Here is a 22,092-nt window from a genome sequence, read left to right as displayed (position 1 = left end):
GAACGGCGACGCGAAGGGCGAGGAACGAGTCCGCAGCGGAGCGTGACCTGGGTATCGGAGTGGAGCGTGACGTTCGGTGAAGGTGATGGCGCAGATGTCGATGGTGATGAACCTGGACAAGTGCATCGGGTGTCACACGTGCTCGGTCACGTGCAAGCAGGCCTGGACCAACCGGACCGGGGTCGAGTACGTCTGGTTCAACAACGTCGAGACCCGCCCCGGACTGGGCTACCCCCGCACCTACCAGGACCAGGACCGCTGGCAGGGCGGGTGGGTCCGCACCAAGAAGGGCAAGCTCAAACTGCGCGCCGGCGGGCGCCTGAAGAAGCTCGCCACGATCTTCTCCAACCCCGTCCTGCCCTCGATCCACGACTACTACGAACCGTGGACCTACGAGTACGACATGCTGCTCTCGGCCCCCCAAGGCGCCCACACCCCCGTCGCGCGCCCCAAGTCGCTGCTCACGGGCAAGGACATGAACATCTCCTGGTCGGCGAACTGGGACGACGACCTCGCCGGGTCCACCACCACCATGGCCGACGACCCGATCCTGGCGCACATGTCCGAGCACGTCGCGACCGAGCTCGACAAGACGTTCATGTTCTACCTGCCCCGCATCTGCGAACACTGCCTCAACCCCGCCTGCGTCGCGTCCTGCCCCTCGGGCGCCATGTACAAACGCGCCGAGGACGGCATCGTGCTCGTGGACCAGGACCAGTGCCGGGGTTGGCGCATGTGCGTCACCGGCTGCCCCTACAAGAAGGTCTACTTCAACCACAAGACCGGCAAGGCCGAGAAGTGCACCCTGTGCTACCCCCGCATCGAGGTCGGCCTACCCACCGTGTGCTCCGAGACCTGCGTCGGACGCCTGCGCTACCTCGGCCTCGTCCTCTACGACGCCGACAAGATCACCGAGGCCGCGTCGGTGGAGGACGAGCACGAGCTCCTGGCCTCCCAGCGCGCCGTGTTCCTCGACCCGAACGACCCCCAGGTCATCGCCGCCGCGCGTGCCGAGGGCATCCCCGAGGACTGGATCACCGCCGCCCAACGCTCCCCCATCTGGGACCTCATCACCCGCTACGAGGTCGCCCTGCCCCTGCACCCCGAATACCGCACCCTGCCCATGGTCTGGTACATCCCACCCCTGTCCCCCGTCGTCGACGTCATCACCGCGTCGGGCAACGACGGCGAAGACGGACGCACCCTGTTCGCCGCCATCTCCCAGCTGCGCATCCCCCTGGAATACCTCGCCGGACTCTTCACCGCCGGCGACACCGCCCCCGTCGAACGCGTCCTACGCCGCCTCGCAGCCATGCGCTCCTACATGCGCGACATCAACCTCGGCCGCGACCCCGACGAACGCACCGCCGCCGCCGTCGGCATGACCGGCACCCAGGTCCAAGACATGTACCGCCTCCTGGCCATCGCGAAGTACGAAGACCGGTACGTCATCCCCACCGCCCACACCGAGATCGCCCGCGAGCTCGACGAGCTCGGCCGCCGTGACGAAATGTCATGTTCCCTCGACTACGACGGCGGCCCGGGGATGGGGAGCGCGGGACCGACGACGGGCGAGTCGTTCCACGCGGTCGGCGAGAAGGAACGGGCCACCAGCCCGTACACCCCCTCCACCACGGGTCGGGTCAACCTGCTCAACTGGGACGGTGACGGGACCCCGGGCGGGCTCTTTCCTCCGTCGCGACCGGCGGGCGGGCCCGAGCCCTCAGGGGGTGCGGCATGAGACGCGCGACCCGGTCCCGGTCGGCGTCCTCGACGAGCGCGGCGTCGCCCGGTCCCCTGCCGGACGACCAGCGCCGCGCCGCGCACACGGTGATCTCGCTCCTGCTCGACTACCCCACCGCGGAGGCCATCGCGCACCGCACGGACGTCGAGGACGTCGTCGCCGGGCTGCCGTCCGACGTGCGGCGGCCCCTGCGCGCGTTCCTCGACGCCACGGCGTCCCTCTCGCTCGGGGAGCGGCAGGCCGCCTACGTCGCGACGTTCGACCTCAAGCGCCGGTGCTCGCTGTACCTGTCGTACTACGCGGCCGGGGACACCCGAAAGCGCGGCGCCGCGCTCGTCACGTTCGTGGAGGCGTTCCGCGCGGCGGGCTGGGAGACGGACGGCTCCGAGCTGCCCGACCACCTGCCCACGGTGCTCGAGCTCTCCGCGCGCACGGACGGCGAGATCGCAGGCATGGTGCTCGACGCGCACCGCGACGGCATCGAGGTCCTGCGCGCCGCGCTCGAGACGCTGCGCAGCCCGTACGCGCACGTCGTGGCGGCGCTCGTCGCGACGCTGCCCGCGATGCAGTCGGAGACGGCGGCGCGCTTCCGCGACCTGGTCGCCGCGGGACCGCCCACCGAGCTCGTCGGCCTGAGCGACCTGTCCCACCTCACGCCGTTCGCCACGATCCCGAGCCTGACCGAGGAGACCCGACGATGAGCCCGCTCGACGTCCTGCTGTGGGTCGCCGTCCCGTACGCGGTGGCGGCGGTGTTCGTCGTCGGGCACGTGTGGCGGTACCGCTACGACCAGTTCGGCTGGACCACGCGCTCCTCGCAGCTCTACGAGAACCGCTGGCTGCGCCTCGGCTCGCCGCTGTTCCACGTCGGCATCCTCATGGTGATCGGCGGGCACGTCGTCGGCATCCTCGTGCCGCGCCCGTGGCTCGAGGCCGTCGGCGTGGACGAGCACGCCTACCACCTGGTGGCGACCGTCGCCGGCACCTTCGCGGCGGTCCTCACCGTGGTAGGCCTGGTCATCCTCGTGCTGCGCCGCCGCCTGTCGGGCGCGGTGTTCCGCGTGACCACGCGCACGGACAAGCTCATGTACGTCGTGCTCGGCGCCGCGATCGGGTTCGGCACGCTCGCGACGGTGCAGCACCAGATCTTCGGCGGCGGGTACGACTACCGCGGCTCGATCTCGCCGTGGTTCCGCTCGCTGCTCACGTTCCAGCCGGACCCGTCGCTCATGGCCGACGTCCCGCTCACGTTCCAGCTCCACGTCCTGTGCGGCCTGGCGCTGTTCGCCCTGTGGCCGTTCACGCGCCTCGTGCACGTGTTCTCCGCGCCGCTCGGCTACCTCACGCGGCCGTACCTCGTCTACCGGCGCCGCGCGGCCACGACGACGTCGCGCGCCCCGCGCCGCGGCTGGGAGCCCCCGACGACCCCGTAGCGGGGACCGCGCTCGTCGAACGATGCGTCCGCGCCCGAGCGATGCGTCCCGACACGCATCACTCGGGCGCCGACGCATCGCTCGATCCGGGGAGCGCGCGACGACGCCCGGCGGCCATCCCCGTGCCGCCGGGCGTCCTCGCGTGCCGGGCCGGTCGGGCCGGCCCGGGCTCCTCAGTCCTGTGCGGGCACAGGACGGCGCGTCAGGCGGATGCTCACCTCGGTCGCCTCGCGCGACAGGTACTCGCGGTCGAACGCGCCGGGCTCGCGTCCCTCGAGCTGCGCGAGCAGCGGGAGCGGGTCGTGCGGCGCGACGAGGACGAGCCCGTCCCCGGGAGCGAGCGCCTCGAGCGCCCCGAAGACGACGCCGTGGCGCACGGCGTGCGGGATCGTGCGGACGTCGAGGACGATCTCGGCCTCGTCGTGCGCGCACCCGCAGGTGTGCCCCTCCTCGGGCCCTTCCCCGTGCACGGCCGCGTGCTGCGGGGGCTCCGTGATCTCGATCGGTTCTGCTGCCATGGTGGTCCTCCTGGTCGTGGCGCGAGCGCCGGGTGGGGTGCTGGGTCTGCGGGGCTGCCGGCTCGAACGCAACGTCGGCGGGCGAGCCGGTCAGGGCGTCACGGCGAACGCCCCGGACGCGCCGCGTTCGGCGTCGGACATGGCGTGCGTGACGAACGGGTAGGTCCCGGGCTCGGGGAACGCGAGCTCGACGAACCCGCCCTGCGCGGGCAGGAGGCCGAGCACCTGGCTGCCGCCGGGGGTCCCCGACGGCAGCGCGTAGGCGCCCTCGTGATAGACGGTGTCGAACTGGCCGCCGACGACGTGGAACGCGCTCGGGCGGTTCGGTCCGGCGTCGAGCACCCAGACGCGCACGCGCTCGCCGACCCGCGCCGAGAGCGGGTCGTCGCGGTACTGGTTCGCGTACCCGTTGAACGCGAGGAGGTCGGGCTCGGAGGCGGCGACCTTCGCGTCGTCCGCCGACGCGCCCTGCGCGCCGAGGTAGAGCTCGGACTGCACGACGACGTACTCGCGGTCCACGGGTGCGAGGTCCGGCGGGTCGATGATCACCGCGCCGAACATGCCGTTCGCGATGTGCAGCGACATGGGCATGGTGGAGCAGTGGTACATCCAGATCCCCGCCCGGGTCGCCGTGAAGCGGTAGGTGAGCGACTCCCCGGGCGCGATGGTCCGCATCGGCTCGTCGGGCGCGAGCGCGCCCGCGTGGAAGTCGATCGAGTGCCCGATCGTCCCGTCGTTGACGAGGGTGATCTCGAAGACGTCGCCGACCTTCCCCCGCAGCACGGGCCCGGGCGCGATCCCGCCGAACGTCCACACGGTCTGCTCGACGCCGGGCGCCACCTCCTGCACCGTCTCCGTCACGGTGAGGGTGCGCCGGTGCACGACGGGCTCGCCCGCGGGGTCGATCTCGGCCGGTGCGAGGGTCGCGTCGCGCGCCGTGAACCCGTCGCCCGGGTGCGTCATGAGGTCGACGTCGGACGCGGCCAGCGAGTCCGCCCCGCCCGAGCCCGTGCTCGCGTGCCCGCCGTGCGCATCATGCACGTCCCGGCCGCCGTCGTCCGCCGCGAGCGTCCCGCCGGAGCCGTCCGAGCCGCCGGTGCCCTCGACGTCGATCGTGAGTGTCATGCCCATGAGCCGGTGCCCGGCCACGGAGCACCACCCGTCGAGGTCGCCGCTCACGACGCCCGCGTCGAGGGTCGCGGTCGCGCCCGGTGCGACGCGACCGGTCGTCGCGCCGTCGGCGAGGACCAGGTCGTGCACGTCGTCGTCGGTGTTCGTCAGCTCGATGACGAGCCGGTCGCCCGCGGGCACGCTGATGACGTCCGGGACGAAGCGCATGTCGACGGCGTCGACCTGCACGGTCGTCGTGAGGCCGGTCGCCGCGACCGGCACGCCGGCCCCTCCGGTCCCGGCGACGGCACCGCCGCCCACCACGCCCGACCCGACGCCAGCCGCGACCGGGTCGGCCGCGACGCCGCCCACGACCGCGAGCGCCAGCGTCGCGACGGCGGCGGTCACCGCGCCCGCGAGCGGCCTGCGCACCTGCGCGTCCCGGCGGGCAGCGACAGCACGGGCGGCGTCGCCGCGGCCCGTGCCCGACGGCGGCGCCGCCGTCGTGAGGTTCGCCGCGCCTGGGACGGGCGCCCCAGCCTCGGGCGGGGCCGCCGTCTGCTGCGACGCGTCCTCGCGCGCGACCGTGTCGCCCCGCGAGACCGTGTCGCCCCGCGAGACCGTGTCACCCCGCGAGACGGCCTCGGCACGCGAGACCACGACGGCGCGGAGTGCGAGCACGAGGAACGCCAGAAAGGTCGCGAAGACGACGAGCGACAGCCCGACGCGCACCCAGGACGGCAGCGGCAGGAGGTACAGCGCGAGCCCGCCGTTCGCCACGAGCACGCGGTACGCCCCGCCGGCGCCGACGACGGCCTCGGTGCGCCGCCGTCGTGCGGGGCCGCCGCCGAGCACGACGGGGACGAGGTACGTGAGCGCGCCGAGGAGCACCTGCGCGGCGAACCCGACGACGAACGGGAGCAGCAGCCCGCCGATCGCGTCCTGCGCGGCGGCCCACGACGGCGCCGTCGCGACCCGGACCCCGAACGCGGCCACGCTCCCGGCCAACCACCCGACCGACGCGGCGAGGCTCCACGCGGCGAACCCCCACGCACCGCGCTGCGCGGCGCGACCCTGTGCCGCGAGGTGCCGCCCGACCATCACCGTGCCGCCCAGCACGACGGCAGCCCCGGCCGCGACGAGGGGTCGCCAGCCGACCGCGCACGCCGCGACGACGAGCAGGATCCCCGCGGTGAGCACCGGGAGCGCGCGGCGGGCCGCGACGTCGGCGTCGGGCTCGATGCGGGTGCGCAGCACGGTCGGCCACAGGAGCACGAGCGTGCCGAGCACGGTGAGCCCCACCCACCCGAGGACGTTGAGCGTCACGTGCGCCACGTAGAGGCGGCCGTACGCCTCCGTCCCCGCGCCGCCGCGGGCCATGAGGACGCCGAGCGTGACGCCGACCGGGAGGCACGCCGCGGCGACGACGTAGTAGCGGACGAGCCGGCCGAAGCGCGACGGCAGAGCGCCCCGGCCCTGGAGCACGAGCACCGCCGCGTGCGTCACCGCGCCCGCGCCCACGAGCACCCCGCCCGCGACCACGAGGGACCAGACGTCGCTCAGCAGTCCCGCGACGACGAGCAGCGCACCGACCGTGTGCGCGGCGAGCCGCGCGACGTGCAGCGGGCGCCCGCCCGGCGCCTGGCGGCGCAGCATCGTGTCGGCGAAGTGCTGGCTCCACACGAGGATCGCCGTGCTCACCGCGCCGAGCATGAGCACGTGGACCATGAGCCACAGCGCGTCGGGCACGAACCGGTGCACGACGACCAGCACCGCCTCCGCGACGAACCAGGCGAGGACGAGCGCGTGCAACCACAGGTTGCGCGCGGTGCCCCCGACCTTCGGCGTACCCGGGAGCGGCCCGGCGGGCCGGGCGGTCAGGAGCGAGGGTCGCTCGGGCGTGGTGGGCACGGTCACCTTCCGGAGACGATCGGGAGCGCAGCGGACGGGGCCGAGGGAGAGCCCAGGTCGCGCGAGGTAGAGGCCTGGTCAGCCGAGGTAGAGGCCTGGTCGCGTGAGGCAGAGACCCGGTCGGCGCGCAGCGCCGACCAGACCGCGACCCCGACGAACCCGAGGACGGCGACGACGTTCCCCGCCCCGCCGACGCGCACGGCCGCGACCGCGGCGGGGCCGTCGCCCGCGAGGTCGCCGCCGACCCGGACGGCGAGCGACACGTGCAGCAGCGCGAGCGGCGCCCACATCGCGGCGCGGTACGGGAGCGGACGGCGCAGCACGGCGGGGAGGATGAGGGGCGCGTGCGCCATGATCATCGACAGCCCGAACCCGAGGAACACCGCGTGCACGACGGCGTCGTACGTCGTCCCGGAGCGCAGCGTCACCGCGGGGCCGAGCCCGGCGGGCCCCGCGCCGGCCGCGAGGAACACCCAGGCCGCGCCCGCGAGCACGAGCCACGCGTAGCCCGCGAGCATTCCCGCCGCGGCGAAGCGCGGGAGCCCGCGGCCGCGGACGGTGCGGCGCGCGACGTCGTGCCGCAGCAGCGTGACGGCCGACGCCGCGAGCGCCGCCCCGGCGACGGCGTAGCCGGGTGCGGGCGCGAGCAGGGCGAGGCACGCGGCGCCGACGTAGACCAGCGCCCCGGCGAGGACCGCGCGCTCGGTGCGGGCGTCGATCTCGAGCCGCGCGAGCTCGACACGCTCGCCGAGCACGGTCCAGGCGACGAAACCGACGAGCCACGGCAGCAGGTCGGGCACTGCGAGGCCCGCGGCCCAGAGCGAGGCACCCCCGACGGCGAGCACGGCCCCTGCGGCCTGGATCGCCGTCGCGACGGAGGGCTGCCGCCGCCACACGACGGCGTAGATCACGAGGAGCCCGAGCGTCCCCGCGACGAGGAGCCCTTGGCCGACCCCGCGGGGCAGGGGCGCGAGGAGCGCGAGCGCTCCGACGCCGAGCGCGGCGGGCGCGAGGTAGGCGACCGGTCGCCGCACCGCGACGGCGCGCTCGAGCGTGACGAGCGTGCCGACGAACCCGAGCACCATGAGGAGGCCGTGCGCGTCCTGGACCCGCGCGGCGGGGACCGGCGACGGGAGCCCGAGCAGGGCGAGCCCGGTCGCGAGCCCCGTGAGCAGCGCGACCCCGGCCGGCAGCACGAGGAGCCCGCGGAACGGCGTCCGGCTCGTCACGCCCCGAGGGTTTTCCACGGTCCCGACCGTAGGAATCCGGCGGTACGCCCGGACAGGGCCGAAGGTCCCCGCGATCGTCAGCCCGGCGTGGGCTCGGTCACCCCGGTACGCGTCCGACCGTGCTCAGCGGTCCGCGGCGCTGAGGACGGCGTCGAGCAGCCCCGGGAAGAGCGCGTCGAGGTCGTCTCGTCGGAGCGTGAGGCGACGGCCACGCCCGTTCGGCTCGTTGCGGATGACGCCGGCCGTGCGCAGCACCTTCATCAGGTGGGACTTCGTGGACTTCGGCATCGACGGGTCGCTGAGGTGGCAGGCGGCCATGTCGAGGGGGCCGTCGGCGAGCTGGCGGGCGATCGCGAGCCGATCGGTGTCGCTGAGCGCGAAGAGCACGCCGCCGAGGGTGATCTGGGCGCGCTCGGGGTGCGGCAGCTCGGTGGAGGAGACCATGGTTCGACAATTGTTGCACGATCGAGCGACGCCGGGCTACGCTCCGACGGTTCCAAACGATTCGAACCATGGGAGCAGGAGTGACCCCCCTGAGCGACGTCCGAGCGGGCGTGGACCGGATCGTGACCCGAGCTGCCGGCCCGACCCCGCGGCGGGTTCACGCCGGGTTCGCCGTCGCCGTCGCCGCGACGGTCGTGATGATGGCCGGCGCCAGCGCGCCGTCGCCCTTCTACCCGGGTCTCCAGACGTCCCTCGGGCTCGCGCCCTGGGTCATGACGACGGTGTTCGCGGTCTACGCCCTCGCGCTCCTCGTGACCCTGCTCGTCTTCGGGTCCGTGTCCGACCACGTCGGGCGACGCCCCGTCGTGACGATCGGGTTCCTGCTCCTCGCCGGGAGCTTCGCGCTGTTCTGGCACGCCGACGCCGTGAACCTCCTCGTCGCGGCCCGTGTCCTCCAGGGCGTCGCGAGCGGCCTGCTGCTCTCGACCCTGTCGACCGTCGTGACCGACCTCGAACCGCCGAACCGCCCGGGGCTCGCCGCGCTGGCCAACGGGGTCGCACCGATGGCCGGGCTCGCCGTCGGTGCGCTCGTCGCGGGCGCCGTGCTCGACCTCACAGGCGCCGCCCTGCGTGACGTCTTCGGCGGTCTCACCGCGCTCGCGCTGCTGCTCGCCGTCGGAGTGCGGCTGGTCCCCGAGACCGCGCCACGGCGCGCCGGGCTGCTGGCCTCGCTGCGCCCGCGGGTCGCGATCCCACCCCCGATCCGCGGCCTGCTCGCCCGCAGCGCTCCGGCGATCGTCGCCGGGTGGGCGACCGGCGGCCTGTTCCTGTCGCTCGGCGCGGCCGTCGTCCGGACCCGGTTCGACGGCGCAGGTCATCTCGTGCAGGGGCTGACGGTCGCTCTGCTCGCCGGGGCCGGCGCGCTCGCGGTCCTCGTCTCGAACCGGTACGGCGCCCGCGCGGTGACGATCTACGGCACGGCCGCGCTCTCGGTCGGCACCCTCCTGACGCTGGCGGGGCTCGCCGTCGGCTCGGAACCCGCCTACCTCGCTGCCGTCGTGGTGACGGGGACGGGCTTCGGGACGGCGTTTGCCGGCATCCTCCGCTCGGTCGTCCCGCTGCTGCGGCCCGACGAGCGAGCCGAGGCCTTCGCCGTCGTCTACGTCGTGTCGTACCTGGCGTTCGGCGTCCCTGCCGTCGTGGCGGGCCTGGTGACACCGTCCGCCGGGCTCCTCGCGACGACGTCCGCCTACGGGGTCGTGGTGGCGCTGCTGGCCGCGACAGCGGCCGTGCTCCGCTGGCGGAGCCGGGGCTGAGCCTGGCTCACCCCCGGGTCGGCGCGAGCCGGTGGACGGCCGGGCCGATCGTCTCGCCGTACGCGCGCAGGGTCTCGTCCTTGGCGTCGTGCTGGAGGTAGACGGCGAACTGGTCGACGCCGAGCGCGGCGAGCTCGCGCAGCCGCTCCACGTGCCGTTCCGCCGGTCCGACGAGGCAGAACCGGTCGACGATCTCGTCGGTGACGAACGCCGTGTGCGTGTTGCCCGCGCGCCCGTGCTCGTTGTAGTCGTACCCCTCGCGCCCGGCCACGAAGTCGGTGAGCGCGTGCGGGATCGTCACGCCCGCGCCCTCTTCCGACCCGCCCGGGCCGTAGCGCGCGACGATCTCGGCGACGTGGTTGCCCACCATCCCGCCGAACCACCGGCACTGGTCGTAGGCGTGCGCGAGCGCGCGCCGTCCGGCCTCCCCGTTCGACGGCGCGGTGCCCGTCACGTAGGCAGGCGCGGCGACGCAGATGCGCACCGCGTCGGGGTCGCGTCCCGCCCGCTCGGCGGCGGCGCGCACGGCCGCGACGGACCAGGCGACGACGTCGGGGTCGGCGAGCTGGAGGATGAACCCGTCGCCCACCTCGCCGGTGAGCGCGAGCGCCTTGGGCCCGTACGCGGCCACCCACACCGGGAGCCGGGAGTCAGGGTTCCACGGCAGCCGCAGCGTCGAGCCGCGGTACTCCACCGCCTCGCCCGACGCGAGGCCACGGATCACGCCGATCGCCTCGCGCAGCTCGGCGAGCGTCACGGGCCTCCCGTTGATCACGCGCACGGCGGAGTCGCCGCGACCGATCCCGCAGATCGTCCGGTTGCCGAACATCTCGTTGAGCGTCGCGAAGAGCGAGGCGGTGACCGTGACGTCGCGCGTGGCGGGGTTGGTGACCATCGGGCCCACCGTCACCCGGTGCGTGGCGGCGAGGATCTGGGAGTAGACGACGAACGGCTCCTCCCACAGCAGGTGCGAGTCGAACGTCCACACGTGCGAGAAGCCGTACGTCTCCGCCTGCCGCGCGAGGTCCACGACCCGCCACGCGGGCGGGTCGTTCTGCAGCACCACGCCGAGGTCCATGCCCGCCTCCGATCCAGGCCCGCGCTCAGCGCAGGTACGCCGACAGCCCGCGGCGCAGGAACCGCCCGTGCCCGGGGCTCCCGTGGTACGTGCCGTCCTCGACGACCACGCGCCCGCGCGACATCACGACGTCCACGTGCCCGGCGACCTCGAACCCCTCCCACGCGGAGTGGTCCATGTTCATGTGGTGCGTCTTCCCGTACCCGATCGACGTGCGCCCCGCGGGGTCGTAGACGACGACGTCGGCGTCCGCGCCCGGGGCGAGCACGCCCTTGCGGCCGTCGAGCCCGAACATGCGGGCCGGCGTCGTGCAGCACAGCTCGACCCACCGCTCGCGCGTGATCCGCCCGTCGACGACGCCCTGGTAGAGCAGGTCGAGGCGGTGCTCGACGCCGCCGATCCCGTTGGGGATCTTCGAGAAGTCGCCGAGGCCGAGCTCCTTCTGCTCCTTCATGCAGAACGGGCAGTGGTCGGTGCTCACGACGGACAGGTCGCCCGTGCGCAGGTACCGCCACAGCTCGTCCTGGTGCCCCTCGGCGCGCGACCGCAGCGGCGTCGAGCAGACCCACTTGGCGCCCTCGAAGTCGCCCCACTCCTCGCTGCGCGCGCCGAGCTGCTCCTCCAGCGACAGGTAGAGGTACTGCGGGCACGTCTCGCCGAACACGTTGTGCCCCTCGTCGCGGGCCCGCGCGAGCGTCGCCACCGCCTGCTTGGCCGACATGTGCACGACGTACAGCGGCGCCCCGGTCAGGCGCGCGAGCATGATCGCGCGGTGCGTCGCCTCCTCCTCGGTCTCCCACGGGCGGCTCGTGCCGTGGAAGTACGGGGCGGTGTCGCCGCGGTCGAGCGCCTCGCGCACGAGCACGTCGATCGCGATGCCGTTCTCGGCGTGCATCATGATCACCGACCCGTTGTCGCGCGCCTTCTGCATCGCGCGCAGGATCTGCCCATCGTCGCTGTAGAACACGCCCGGGTAGGCCATGAAGAGCTTGAAGCTCGTGATGCCCTCGGTGACGAGCTCGTCCATGGCCTTGAGCGAGTCGTCGTCGACGCCGCCGAGGATCTGGTGGAACCCGTAGTCGATCGCGCACCGCCCGTCCGCCTTGGCGTGCCACGCGGCGAGCCCGTCCTGGACCCGCTCCCCGGTGCGCTGGACCGCGAAGTCGACGATCGTCGTCGTCCCGCCCCAGGCCGCGGCCCGCGTGCCGGTCTCGAACGTGTCCGACGCGTTCGTCCCGCCGAACGGCAGCTCCATGTGCGTGTGGCAGTCGACCGCGCCGGGGATGACGTACTTGCCCGTCGCGTCGATCACGCGCTCGGCGTTCGCGGCCAGGTCGGCCCCGAGGCTCGTGTCCCCGGGCCGCAGCAGCGCGGCGACCTGCTCGCCGTCGACCAGCACGTCGGCGAGCGTCGAGCCCGTGGGTCCGACGACGGTCCCTCCCCGGATCAGCGTGTGCGGCATCGCGTGCTCTCCCGTCTCGGTCGGGTGGTGTGCGGGGGGTCGCCGGTCACGGCCGGGTGAGGTCGTCGTAGGCGTCGGGCCGGCGGTCGCGGTAGAACTGCCACCGGTCGCGCACGACGCGCAGCAGGTCCAGGTCGAGGTCGCGCACGACGAGCTCCTCCTCGTGGTCGTCGGCGGGCTCCCCGACGAACGCGCCCTCGGGGTCGACGAAGTACGACGTGCCGTAGAAGTCGTCGTCGCCCAGGTCCTCGACGCCCACGCGGTTGATCGCACCGACGTAGTACTCGTTCGCGACCGCCGCCGCCGGCTGCTCGAGCCTCCACAGGTAGTTCGACAGCCCGCGGCTCGTCGCGCTGGGGTTGAGCACGATCTCCGCCCCGTTGAGCCCGAGCGCGCGCCAGCCCTCGGGGAAGTGCCGGTCGTAGCAGATGTAGACGCCCACGCGCCCGACGGCGGTGTCGAACACCGGGTAGCCCAGGTTGCCGGGGCGGAAGTAGAACTTCTCCCAGAACCCGCGCACGTGCGGGATGTGCGTCTTGCGGTACTTGCCGAGGTAGCGCCCGTCGGCGTCGATCACCGCCGCGGTGTTGTAGAGCACGCCCGGCTGCTCCTCCTCGTAGACGGGCAGCACGACGACGGTCCCCAGCTCGGCCGCGAGCGCCGAGAACCGCTCGACCGTGGGGCCGGGGACCGACTCGGCGTACGCGTAGTACGCGGCGTCCTGCACCTGGCAGAAGTACGGCCCGTAGAACAGCTCCTGGAAGCACACGAGCTTCGCACCCTGGTCGGCGGCGTCACGCAGGTGCTTCTCGTGGACGTCGATCATCGACTCCTTGTCGCCCGTCCAGCGGACCTGGGTGAGCGCGGCACGTACGGTGGTCATGACCCCTCCTCAGTTGTGGGCATGGAATGGGCCTGGTCTGGGGGCGCGAACCGGACCCTTTTCATGCCCGCACCGCCTCGGCCTGCTCGTCGGCGACGTCGAGGGCCGCGTCGATCGCGGCGAGGCCGTGCTCGAGGTCGTCGGCGGACGTGACGAGCGGCGGCGCGACGTGCAGGCGGTTGAAGTGCACGAACGGCCACACGCCGCGCTCCTTGACCGCGGCGACGACCGCGCCCATCGGCGCGGCGGCCGGCCCGCTCGCGTTGAACGGGACGAGCGGCTCGCGCGTCTCGCGGTCGCGCACGAGCTCGACCGCCCAGAAGAACCCGAGCCCGCGGACCTCACCGACGCTCGGGTGCCGGGCGGCCATGTCGCGCAGTCGCGGCCCGATCACGTCGGCGCCGAGCGCGCGCACCCGCTCCAGGATCCCCTCGTCCTCGAACGTGCGGACCGTCTCGACCCCGACCGCGCACGCGAGCGGGTGGCCGGAGTAGGTGAGGCCGCCGGGGAACACGCGGTCGTCGAACGTTCGCGCGACGTGCTCGCCGACGACCACGCCCCCGAGCGGGACGTAGCCCGAGTTCACGCCCTTGGCGAAGGTCACGAGGTCGGGCACGACGCCCCACCGGTCCACCGCGAACCACTCGCCCACGCGGCCGAACCCGACCATCACCTCGTCGGTCACCAGGAGGATCCCGTGCTCGTCGCACAGCGCGCGCACGCCCGCGAGGTAGCCGTCGGGCGGGATCAGCACGCCGTTGGTCCCGACGATCGTCTCGAGCAGGATCGCCGCGATCGTCCCGGGCCCCTCGAGCTGCACGACCTCCCGCAGGTGGGCGAGCGTACGGACCCCCTCCTCCGCGTCGTCGCGCGCCCCGAACGACGACCGGTACGTGTAGGGCCCGAGGAAGTGGCGCACGTGCGGGTCGGGCGCGACCTCGTTGGGCCAGCGCCGCGGGTCGCCCGTGAGCGAGATCGCCGTCGTGGTGTTGCCGTGGTACGACCGGTACGCGGAGAGCACCTTGGCGCGCCCCGTGTGCAGGCGCGCGAGGCGCACCGCGTTCTCGACGGCGTCCGCGCCGCCGTTGGTGAAGAAGACGCGCCACCGCCGCTCGTCGCCCGTCCCTCCCGCCGGACCGCGGGTTCGCGCGCCCGGCGCGCGCTCCGTGATGAGCCGCGCGAGCTCGCCCCGCACGTCGTTCGCGAACGTCGGTCCCACGGTCGCGAGCCGCCCCGCCTGGGCCTGGATCGCCGCGACGAGCCGCGGGTGCTGGTGGCCCAGGTTGAGGTTGACGAGCTGCGACGCGAAGTCGAGGTAGCGGTTGCCGTCCTCGTCCCAGAACCACGCGCCCTCGCCGCCCGCGACGGGTAGCGGGTCGATCGCGCCCTGCGCGGACCAGGAGTGGAAGACGTACCGGTCGTCGGCACGCGTGCGCGACGTGCGCCGGGCGAGCTCCTCCGTCGTCATCGGTCGCTCACCGGGTCCGGGGGAAGCCGAGGTCGACGCCCGCCGTCGACGGGTCGGGCCAGCGCGTCGTGACGACCTTGGTGCGCGTGTAGAACTGCACGCTCTCCGGTCCGTAGACGTGCAGGTCGCCGAACAGCGAGCTCTTCCAGCCGCCGAACGAGTAGTAGCCGACCGGCACGGGGATGGGGACGTTGACGCCGATCATGCCCGCCCGGGCGTCGATCTCGAACGCGCGCGCCGCGCCGCCGTCGCGCGTGAAGATCGCCGCGCCGTTGCCGTACGGGTTGTCGTTCACGAGCCCGACGGCCTCCTCGTAGGACTCCGCGCGCACGACGGACAGGACCGGCCCGAAGATCTCTTCGCGGTACACCGTGTGCTCGGGACGCACGTGGTCGACGAGCGTGGGGTGCAGGAAGAACCCCTCCCCCAGATCCCCTGCGCCCGCGGGCGCCTGGCGGCCGTCGACGACGAGCGTCGCGCCCTCCTCGGCCGCCGTGCCGACGCGCGCCGCGACCCGGTCGCGGTGCTCGGCCGTGATGAGCGGCCCCATCTGGGACGCGGGGTCGGAGCCCGGCCCGACGACGAGGCGCGCCACGCGCTCGCGGATCGCCGCGACGAGCGGGTCGGCCACCGCGCCCACGGCGACGAGCACGGAGACCGCCATGCACCGCTCGCCCGCCGACCCGTACGCCGCGGAGACTGCCGCGTCCGCCGCGACGTCCACGTCGGCGTCGGGCAGGACCACCATGTGGTTCTTCGCGCCGCCGAGGGCCTGGACCCGCTTGCCGTGCCGCGTCCCCGTCTCGTACACGTGGCGGGCGACGGGCGTCGAGCCGACGAAGCTCACGGCCTCCACGTCGGGGTGCTCCAGCAGGCGCTCCACCGCGACCCGGTCGCCCTGCACGACGTTCACGACGCCGTCGGGCAGCCCGGCCTCCTGGAGCAGCCGCGCGACGACGAGCGACGCCGACGGGTCGCGCTCGCTCGGCTTGAGCACGACCGTGTTCCCGCACGCGATCGCGTTCGGGATCATCCACAGCGGCACCATGGCCGGGAAGTTGAACGGCGTGATGCAGGCGACGACGCCGAGGGCCTGCTTGACCTCGTGCACGTCCACGCCCGACGACGCCTGCTCGGTGTACCCGCCCTTGAGGAGCTGGCCGATCCCGCACGCGAACTCGACGCACTCGAGCGCGCGGGCGACCTCGCCCGCCGCGTCGGAGAGCACCTTGCCGTGCTCGGCGCTCACGACCGCCGCGATCTCGTCGCGGTGCTCCACGAGGAGCTGGTGGAACGCGAAGAGGATCTCGACACGACGTGACACGCTCGTCGCGCGCCACGCAGGGAAGGTGTCCCGCGCCGCCGCGACCGCGGCGTCGACGTCCTCCGCGGACGCGAGCGCGACCCGCCCCGTGACCGCGCCCGTCGCCGGGTCGTGGACCGGTCCGTACCGCTCCGCGTCGGACCGCGCACGGCCCGCGACCCAGTGCCCGATGCGCGCCTCCCCGGCACGCCCCTGCCCGTCGTCCGTCGCGGTCGGGGCGCTCGTGGCGCCCTCCGCGACCGGAGAGATCCCCGCGGTCGTCTCCACGTCCTCGCCTCCTCGCGCGCCGAGGTGGTGGCGCGCCGTCGCAGCCGATCCCTCAGTCTGGCACGGAAGACCCGATCGTGTGGTGCGGATCACATCGCCCGCCCGGTAGCGTCGTGCCTCGTGAGCGCAGCGCAGCCCCCGTCCCCGCGGCCCGTGCCACGGTCCGCCGCCCGGCCCGACCGGGCGAACCTCGTCCCGCTCCTGCTCGTCGTGACGGTCACGGCGATCGTCGTCGAGCTCGTGCGGTCCAGCGGCCCGCTGCACGACCACGCGTTCTCCGCGGGCGTCGTCACCGTGGCGCTCACGGCGCTCGCGACGTACGCCGCGCCCGGCGTCCTCGTCGTGATGATCGCGGCGCGGCTCGAGCTCACGGGCAAGGTCGTGCTGCTCGCCGTGGCGTCGCTCGCCGTCGCGCGCCTCGCTCTCCAAGGCCTCGGCGCCGCCATCGCCGGGGGCGTCGACCTCGGGCTCGTGCGCTACGGCGTCGGGCTCGCGACGGTCGCGCTCGGGATCGGCGTGCTCGTGCTCGTGGCCGCGTTCGCGAGCGGGACGGGCGGACCGGCAGGTGGTGCGGACCCGGCGCCCGGGATCGACGCCGCGCCGGGGCCGACTCCGGTCCGCACCGCGGCCCCGCCGCTCGCGCGCGGGTCGCTCGTCGCCGTCGGCATCGTGCTCGGCGCGCTGCTCGCCGGGGCGCTGAGCGCGGTCCTCGGCACCTGGGACGCGTACTGGCGCGCCGACGTCGCGGGATGGGTCGTGACGGTCGTGGTCGCCGCCGGTGCCGTCGCGTGCGCGTGGGCGCTCCGGGGGCGCGCCGCCTGGCCGGGGTCACGCGGGCTGTGGGTGCTCGGCCCGTTCGTCGCGCTCGTGGTGCAGGCGCTCGCCAACCCCGCGTTCGCCGCGTCCCAGACGGGCGTCGCCCTGCCGTTCGCCGTCGCCGCGCTCGCCGTCGCCGCCGTGCTCGCCGCGTGGTTCGTCCCCTGGGCGGGCCGCTCGACCCCGCCGGGATCGCCGTGGGTGTCCCCCGCCCTGCTCGTCGTGGGCGTCGCCGTCGTGTTCCTCGCCGTGCCGCGCCTGGACGGGCCGGGGGCCGTCGGGGGCTGGGCGCTCCTCGTCCTGCTCGTGCTCCTCGTCCCCGTCGCGGCCCGCACGCTCGCTCTCGCCCTGACGCGCACCGCGCGCCCGCTCACCTGGCTGCGCCTCGCCGGCGCCGCGAGCGTCGCCGGGCTCGGGGTGGCGGTCCCCCTGCTCGGGTACCAGCTCGAGTACGACGTCCCGCTCCCGTTCCCGCACACGCTCGTCCCTGTCGCCGCGGCGCTCGCGCTCGCCGTGCCCGCCGTCGTCGCCGGACTCCGCTCCCGGGGCGCCACGGCCTCCGCGGGCGACCCCGCGGCGTCGGGCACGACGCCCGCCGCCGGTCGCGCCGAGGTCCCGGTGCTCGCCGTCGGCGGGGCGGTCGCGGTGCTCGCGCTCGTCGGCGTGACGCAGGTCCACGTGCCGGCCACGACCCCGTCCGTCGCCGACTACCCGGCGGGCGACCTCCGGCTGCTCGACTGGAACCTGCACTACGGCGTGAGCGCCGACCCGTCGGTCCGGCTCGACGAGATGGTCGCGACGATCGACGACTCCGGGGCAGACGTCGTCACGCTCCAGGAGGTGTCCCGCGGCTGGGTGCTCGGCGGCGGCGCCGACATGGCGACGTACCTCGCCCGCCAGACCGGGATGCGCGTCGTCTTCGTCCCCGCGGCGGACCGGCAGTTCGGCAACGCGATCCTCTGGGACCCCCTGCGCGGCGACCTCGCCGACGTCGCGCGCCACGCCCTGCCCTACGGTGCCGGGCCGCAGGAGCGCTCCGCGGTCTCCGCGACGCTCGACGCCGCGGGCGTCCCGGTCCGGGTGACGTCCGTGCACCTGCAGCACCGCGAGGAGAACACCCCGACCCGGCTCGACCAGCTCGGTACGCTCCTGGCCGACGAGCCCGTGGACGGCGCGTACGTCCTCGCGGGCGACCTCAACGCCGAGCCCGGCTGGGACGAGATCACGCTCCTCGAGGAGCACGGCCTCGAGAGCGGTCAGGACGTCGCCGGCGACCCCGACGCGCTCACGTCACCCGCGGTCGCCCCGGCGCACCGTATCGACTGGGTCTTCGGGTCCGACGCCGTGACGTTCCGCTCCTTCGAGGTCCTCGACGTCACCGCCTCCGACCACCGCCCCCTGCTCGCCGAGCTCCGCGCGCGCGGCTGACGGCCGCGTCCGCGGCCCGCGGTCTGACAGACCCGTGGCCGCGCGACCACGGCCCTGTCCCCGCGCAACCAGGGTTCTACCCCGCGCGACCACGGCTCTACCCCGTGCGACTCGGTTCTCACCTGGCCGCGTTAGGGTCGGCGGGTGCGTATCGAGCTGACCGTGACCGAGGCCGTCGAGATAGCGCGCGCGACGGGCGGGCTGCCGCCGTACGTGCGCTCGGTGACGAGCGAGGGCGACGACGTGCGGGTGGTCGTCGACCTGCGCGAGGTGCCGGACCCGCCGTCGGCGCTCAAGCTCGCCGCGCGGCTGGTCCCCGTGGTCCGGGCGACGCTGCACGTCGAGTCGGTCGTGGCGGGCACCGCGGTGCTCGCGGTCGAGGCCCATGCCGCCGGGCTGCCCGCGCACAAGCTGCTCGGCTTCGTCGAAGCACCCCTCCAGAGCGCGCTGCGCTCGAAGGACCTGCCGCCCGAGGCCGTGCGTGTGCTGCCCGAGGCGCGGGTCGCGGTCGACGTGCAGGCGCTGCTCGGCGGGGTGCTCGAGCACACCTTCCCCGGGTTCCAGCTCACCGAGCTGGCGTTCGCGGACGGGACGCTGCGCCTGGACGGTCGGCTCTGACGTGTCGCAGCACCAGGTCGACGGCCGGGCCGTCGCGCCGGTCCTCGTCCTGCTCGGCCCTGCGGCCACCGGCAAGTCCACGCTCGGCGGGCTCGTCGCCGGGCTGCTCGGGGTCGCGTTCGTCGACCTCGACGCCGTCGCCGACCGCTACTACCCGGACGTCGGGTGGAGCGTCGACCGGCTCGTCGAGCGCATCGCGGTGGTCGGCCGGGTCGCCGCCGAGCGGGAGTGGGAGCCTGCGCGGGCGCACGCCGTCGAGCGTGCGGTCGCCGACCATCCCGGCGCGGTGCTCGCGCTGGGTGCCGGGCACGCGTCGTACACGGACCCGGCGTGCCTGGACCGCGTCCGCGCGGCGCTCGCGCCCGTGCCGCACGTCGTCCTCGTCCTGCCCGGCGCCGACCGCGAGCACGCCCTGGCGGTGCTGCGGGCGCGGTCGGTCGCGGCGAAGGGCACGGACTGGGTCCGTGACGGCCACGACTTCCTCGCCGAGTGGTTCGACGACGCCGGGACGCGCGGTCTGGCGCACCGGACGTTCCTCACGGGCGCGGACGACCCGGCCGCGAGCGCCCGGCGGCTCGTCGACGTGCTCGGCTGAGGAGCCCGGCCGAGAGCCGCCGCGCTCAGTCCTCGCGGTGGTGCAGCATGCGCGCGACCTCGGCGATGGACCCCGAGAGCGACGGGTAGACGGTGAAGGCCGACGCGACGTCGTCGACCGTGAGCCGGTGCGACACGGCGAGCGTGATGGGGAACACGAGCTCGCTCGCGCGCGGCGCGACGACGACCCCGCCGAGGACGACCCCCGCCTCGGGGTGCGCGAAGAGCTTGACGAAGCCGTCGCGCATGCCGAGCATCTTGGCGCGCGGGTTGCGCGCGAGCGGCAGCACGGTCGTGACGTACTTGCTGCTCTGCGCCTTGAGCTGCTCCTCGCTGTACCCGACGGTCGCGATCTCGGGTGCGGTGAAGATGTTCGCCGCGACGGTCCGCAGCTTGATCGGCACGACGGCGTCGCCGAGCGCGTGCGACATGGCGACGCGGCCCTGCATCGCGGCGACGGACGCGAGCGGCAGCACGCCGGTGCAGTCGCCGGCCGCGTAGATGCCGCGCACGGACGTGCGTGACACCTTGTCGACCTCGACGTGCCCGCTCGGCGTGAGCCGGACCCCGGCCTCCTCGAGGCCCAGGCCGCTCGTCGAGGGGACCGCGCCGACGGCGATGAGGACGTGCGAGCCCTCGACGACCCGGCCATCTGACAGGGTGACGCGCACGCCGTCCTCGGTGCGCTCGGCGGACTCGGCGCGGGACCGCGACATGACGGTCATGCCGCGCGAGCGGAACACGCCCTCGAGCAGCTCGGCCGCGTCGGCGTCCTCCCCCGGGAGCACGCGGTCGCGGCTCGACACGAGGACGACGTCGGACCCCAGCGCGTTGTACGCGCCCGCGAACTCGGCACCGGTGACGCCCGACCCGACGACGATCAGCCGTTCCGGGAGCTCGGACAGGTTGTAGAGCTGCGTCCACGTGAGGATGCGCTCGCCGTCGGGCTGCGCCGTCGGCAGGACGCGCGGCGTCGCGCCGACCGCGAGGAGGATCACGTCGGCGTCGAGCACGAGGGGCCCGTCCGCGCCGTCCGGCGAGTCGACGACGACGCGCTCCGGGCCGTCGAGGCGGCCCGCGCCGATGACGACGCGCACGCCCTCGCGCTCGAGGCGCGCGTGGATGTCCGCGGACTGCGCGGCCGCGAGCGCCATGACACGCGTGTTCACGGCCTCGAGGTCGACGATGTGGCGTCGCATCGCGGGGTGCTGCGCCTTCGCGGTGTCGACGGGCAGGCGGATGCCGAGCTCGGCGGCGCGCTCGGCGATGGTCATCCAGTCCGCGGTCGCGATGAGCGTCTTGGAGGGGACGACGTCCGTGAGCACGGCCGCGCCGCCCAGGCCCTGGCGCTCGACGACGGTCACGTCCGCCCCGAGCCGGCGGGCGACGAGGGCGGCCTCGTAGCCGCCGGGCCCACCTCCGAGGACGACGATGCGGGTGGCCTGATGGTCGATGCTCGCGTGCGTCACGCCGGACATTCTGTCAGGCCGTCGCGTCCCGCGGTGTCAGCATGCGAGACGCCGGGGCCGGTCAGGGCCGGGCGGCGACGTCCCCGCTCGTCGGGTCGGGCGTCCGGGGACGGACTAGCCTTGCGACCATGACGACGACGCCTGCGAGCACACCCCCGCTCGACGACCCCGCGACCGACCCGTTCCTCGTGGCGAGGGCCGCCGCCGACCACATCGCGCAGGCGACGGGGGTCGACGGGCACGACCTGGCGCTCGTGCTGGGCTCGGGGTGGGGCGGCGCCGCGGAGCTCCTGGGCGACGTCGTCGCGGAGATCCCGACGCACGAGATCCCCGGCTTCTCCGCGCCCGCGGTCTCGGGGCACCTGTCGGTGACCCGGTCGATCCGGGTCGAGCGCGCCGACGGCTCGGTCCGGCACGCGCTGGTGCTCGGCTCGCGCACGCACCTGTACGAGGGCAAGGGCGTGCGCGCCGTCGTGCACGGCGTGCGCACGGCCGCCGCCACGGGCGCCGAGACGCTGATCCTCACCAACGGGTGCGGCGGCCTCAACCGGGACTGGGGCGCGGGCACGCCCGTGCTGCTCTCGGACCACATCAACCTCACGGCCCGCAGCCCGCTGGAGGGCCCGACGTTCGTCGACCTCACGGACGTCTACTCGCCGCGCCTGCGCGAGCTCGCGCACCGCGTCGACCCGAGCCTCCCGGAGGGCGTGTACGCGCAGTTCCCCGGGCCGCACTACGAGACCCCGGCCGAGGTGCGGATGGCGGGGGTCCTCGGCGCCGACCTGGTCGGCATGTCGACCACGCTCGAGGCCATCGCGGCCCGCCACTGCGGCCTGGATGTGCTCGGCGTCTCGCTCGTGACGAACCTCGCCGCCGGGATCAGCCCGACGCCGCTCTCCCACGCCGAGGTCATCGAGGCCGGCCAGGCCGCGGGACCGCGGATCAGCGCACTCCTGGCCGACATCGCGAAGCTGGTGTGAC

Annotated in this window: 18 protein-coding genes; 8 read left to right on the top strand and 10 right to left on the bottom strand. The window is 74.4% G+C overall.

Going from position 1 to position 22,092, the window contains the following annotated elements; all coding sequences use genetic code 11:
* Positions 1–76 precede the first annotated feature (76 nt).
* Genes narH through narI form a run of 3 tightly spaced genes read left to right on the top strand, consistent with a single transcriptional unit; the run spans position 77 to position 3,176 of the window.
* The gene (gene narH, locus JOE63_RS08965) at positions 77–1,741 is read left to right on the top strand and encodes a nitrate reductase subunit beta (protein WP_204540794.1); all 1,665 of its coding nucleotides are present in this window, start codon (positions 77–79) and stop codon (positions 1,739–1,741) included.
* On the top strand, positions 1,738–2,445 hold the full coding sequence (gene narJ / locus JOE63_RS08960; RefSeq protein WP_204540791.1) for a nitrate reductase molybdenum cofactor assembly chaperone: 708 nt from the start codon (positions 1,738–1,740) through the stop codon (positions 2,443–2,445). Before narH ends, narJ begins: the two co-directional genes overlap by 4 nt.
* Complete coding sequence (gene narI, locus JOE63_RS08955; protein WP_204540788.1) at positions 2,442–3,176, top strand: respiratory nitrate reductase subunit gamma; 735 nt, start codon at positions 2,442–2,444, stop codon at positions 3,174–3,176. Before narJ ends, narI begins: the two co-directional genes overlap by 4 nt.
* 173 nt (positions 3,177–3,349) lie before the next feature.
* Here narI and JOE63_RS08950 read toward each other — a convergent pair whose 3' ends face one another.
* From JOE63_RS08950 to JOE63_RS08935, 4 genes are all read right to left on the bottom strand, one after another.
* Entirely contained in the window at positions 3,350–3,694 is a 345-nt protein-coding gene (locus JOE63_RS08950; protein ID WP_204540785.1) for a DUF2249 domain-containing protein, read from the bottom strand.
* A gap of 90 nt (positions 3,695–3,784) precedes the next feature.
* Positions 3,785–6,721 (bottom strand): multicopper oxidase domain-containing protein, encoded by a 2,937-nt coding sequence (locus tag JOE63_RS08945; protein WP_307840009.1) that lies wholly within the window; start codon positions 6,719–6,721, stop codon positions 3,785–3,787.
* Positions 6,718–7,962, bottom strand: coding sequence for a hypothetical protein (locus tag JOE63_RS08940; protein WP_204540782.1), 1,245 nt, complete (start codon positions 7,960–7,962; stop codon positions 6,718–6,720). The genes JOE63_RS08945 and JOE63_RS08940 overlap by 4 nt, the downstream gene beginning before the upstream one ends.
* 105 nt (positions 7,963–8,067) lie before the next feature.
* Positions 8,068–8,388, bottom strand: coding sequence for an ArsR/SmtB family transcription factor (locus JOE63_RS08935; RefSeq protein ID WP_087471579.1), 321 nt, complete (start codon positions 8,386–8,388; stop codon positions 8,068–8,070).
* A gap of 122 nt (positions 8,389–8,510) precedes the next feature.
* Here JOE63_RS08935 and JOE63_RS08930 point away from each other — a divergent pair, with 122 nt between their 5' ends.
* Positions 8,511–9,704: an MFS transporter gene (locus tag JOE63_RS08930; protein WP_204540779.1), complete on the top strand. Its 1,194-nt coding sequence runs from the start codon at positions 8,511–8,513 to the stop codon at positions 9,702–9,704.
* Between the two features lie 7 nt (positions 9,705–9,711).
* On the opposite strand, the gene JOE63_RS08925 is transcribed toward JOE63_RS08930, so the two are convergent.
* From JOE63_RS08925 to JOE63_RS08905, 5 genes are all read right to left on the bottom strand, one after another.
* The gene (locus tag JOE63_RS08925; protein ID WP_087471577.1) at positions 9,712–10,782 is read right to left on the bottom strand and encodes a TIGR03842 family LLM class F420-dependent oxidoreductase; all 1,071 of its coding nucleotides are present in this window, start codon (positions 10,780–10,782) and stop codon (positions 9,712–9,714) included.
* A 25-nt stretch (positions 10,783–10,807) separates the two neighbouring features.
* Positions 10,808–12,244 (bottom strand): dihydropyrimidinase, encoded by a 1,437-nt coding sequence (hydA, locus tag JOE63_RS08920; RefSeq protein ID WP_204540776.1) that lies wholly within the window; start codon positions 12,242–12,244, stop codon positions 10,808–10,810.
* A gap of 46 nt (positions 12,245–12,290) precedes the next feature.
* Positions 12,291–13,127 (bottom strand): nitrilase-related carbon-nitrogen hydrolase, encoded by an 837-nt coding sequence (locus JOE63_RS08915; RefSeq protein WP_204540773.1) that lies wholly within the window; start codon positions 13,125–13,127, stop codon positions 12,291–12,293.
* Between the two features lie 61 nt (positions 13,128–13,188).
* Entirely contained in the window at positions 13,189–14,595 is a 1,407-nt protein-coding gene (locus JOE63_RS08910) for an aspartate aminotransferase family protein (protein WP_087471574.1), read from the bottom strand.
* A 7-nt stretch (positions 14,596–14,602) separates the two neighbouring features.
* A complete protein-coding gene (locus JOE63_RS08905) occupies positions 14,603–16,090 on the bottom strand; it encodes a CoA-acylating methylmalonate-semialdehyde dehydrogenase (protein WP_204543592.1) in 1,488 nt (495 codons plus the stop codon).
* A 216-nt stretch (positions 16,091–16,306) separates the two neighbouring features.
* On the opposite strand from JOE63_RS08905, the gene JOE63_RS21415 reads away from it, so the two are divergent.
* The 3 genes from JOE63_RS21415 (at position 16,307) to JOE63_RS08890 (ending at position 19,643) form a co-directional block, all read left to right on the top strand.
* Positions 16,307–18,430: an endonuclease/exonuclease/phosphatase family protein gene (locus JOE63_RS21415; protein ID WP_307840008.1), complete on the top strand. Its 2,124-nt coding sequence runs from the start codon at positions 16,307–16,309 to the stop codon at positions 18,428–18,430.
* A 144-nt stretch (positions 18,431–18,574) separates the two neighbouring features.
* Positions 18,575–19,048: a hypothetical protein gene (locus JOE63_RS08895; RefSeq protein ID WP_157759607.1), complete on the top strand. Its 474-nt coding sequence runs from the start codon at positions 18,575–18,577 to the stop codon at positions 19,046–19,048.
* 1 nt (position 19,049) lies between these two features.
* Positions 19,050–19,643, top strand: a complete 594-nt coding sequence (locus JOE63_RS08890; protein ID WP_204540770.1) for a hypothetical protein — start codon at positions 19,050–19,052, stop codon at positions 19,641–19,643.
* 25 nt (positions 19,644–19,668) lie between these two features.
* On the opposite strand, the gene JOE63_RS08885 is transcribed toward JOE63_RS08890, so the two are convergent.
* A complete protein-coding gene (locus JOE63_RS08885; RefSeq protein ID WP_087471570.1) occupies positions 19,669–21,120 on the bottom strand; it encodes an NAD(P)H-quinone dehydrogenase in 1,452 nt (483 codons plus the stop codon).
* A 119-nt stretch (positions 21,121–21,239) separates the two neighbouring features.
* On the opposite strand from JOE63_RS08885, the gene JOE63_RS08880 reads away from it, so the two are divergent.
* Positions 21,240–22,091: a purine-nucleoside phosphorylase gene (locus JOE63_RS08880; protein WP_204540767.1), complete on the top strand. Its 852-nt coding sequence runs from the start codon at positions 21,240–21,242 to the stop codon at positions 22,089–22,091.
* Position 22,092: the final 1 nt, after the last annotated feature.

Source organism: Cellulosimicrobium cellulans (genome assembly GCF_016907755.1).
GTDB lineage: Bacteria > Actinomycetota > Actinomycetes > Actinomycetales > Cellulomonadaceae > Cellulosimicrobium > Cellulosimicrobium cellulans_D.
This window is presented reverse-complemented; position numbering and strand designations above follow the sequence as displayed.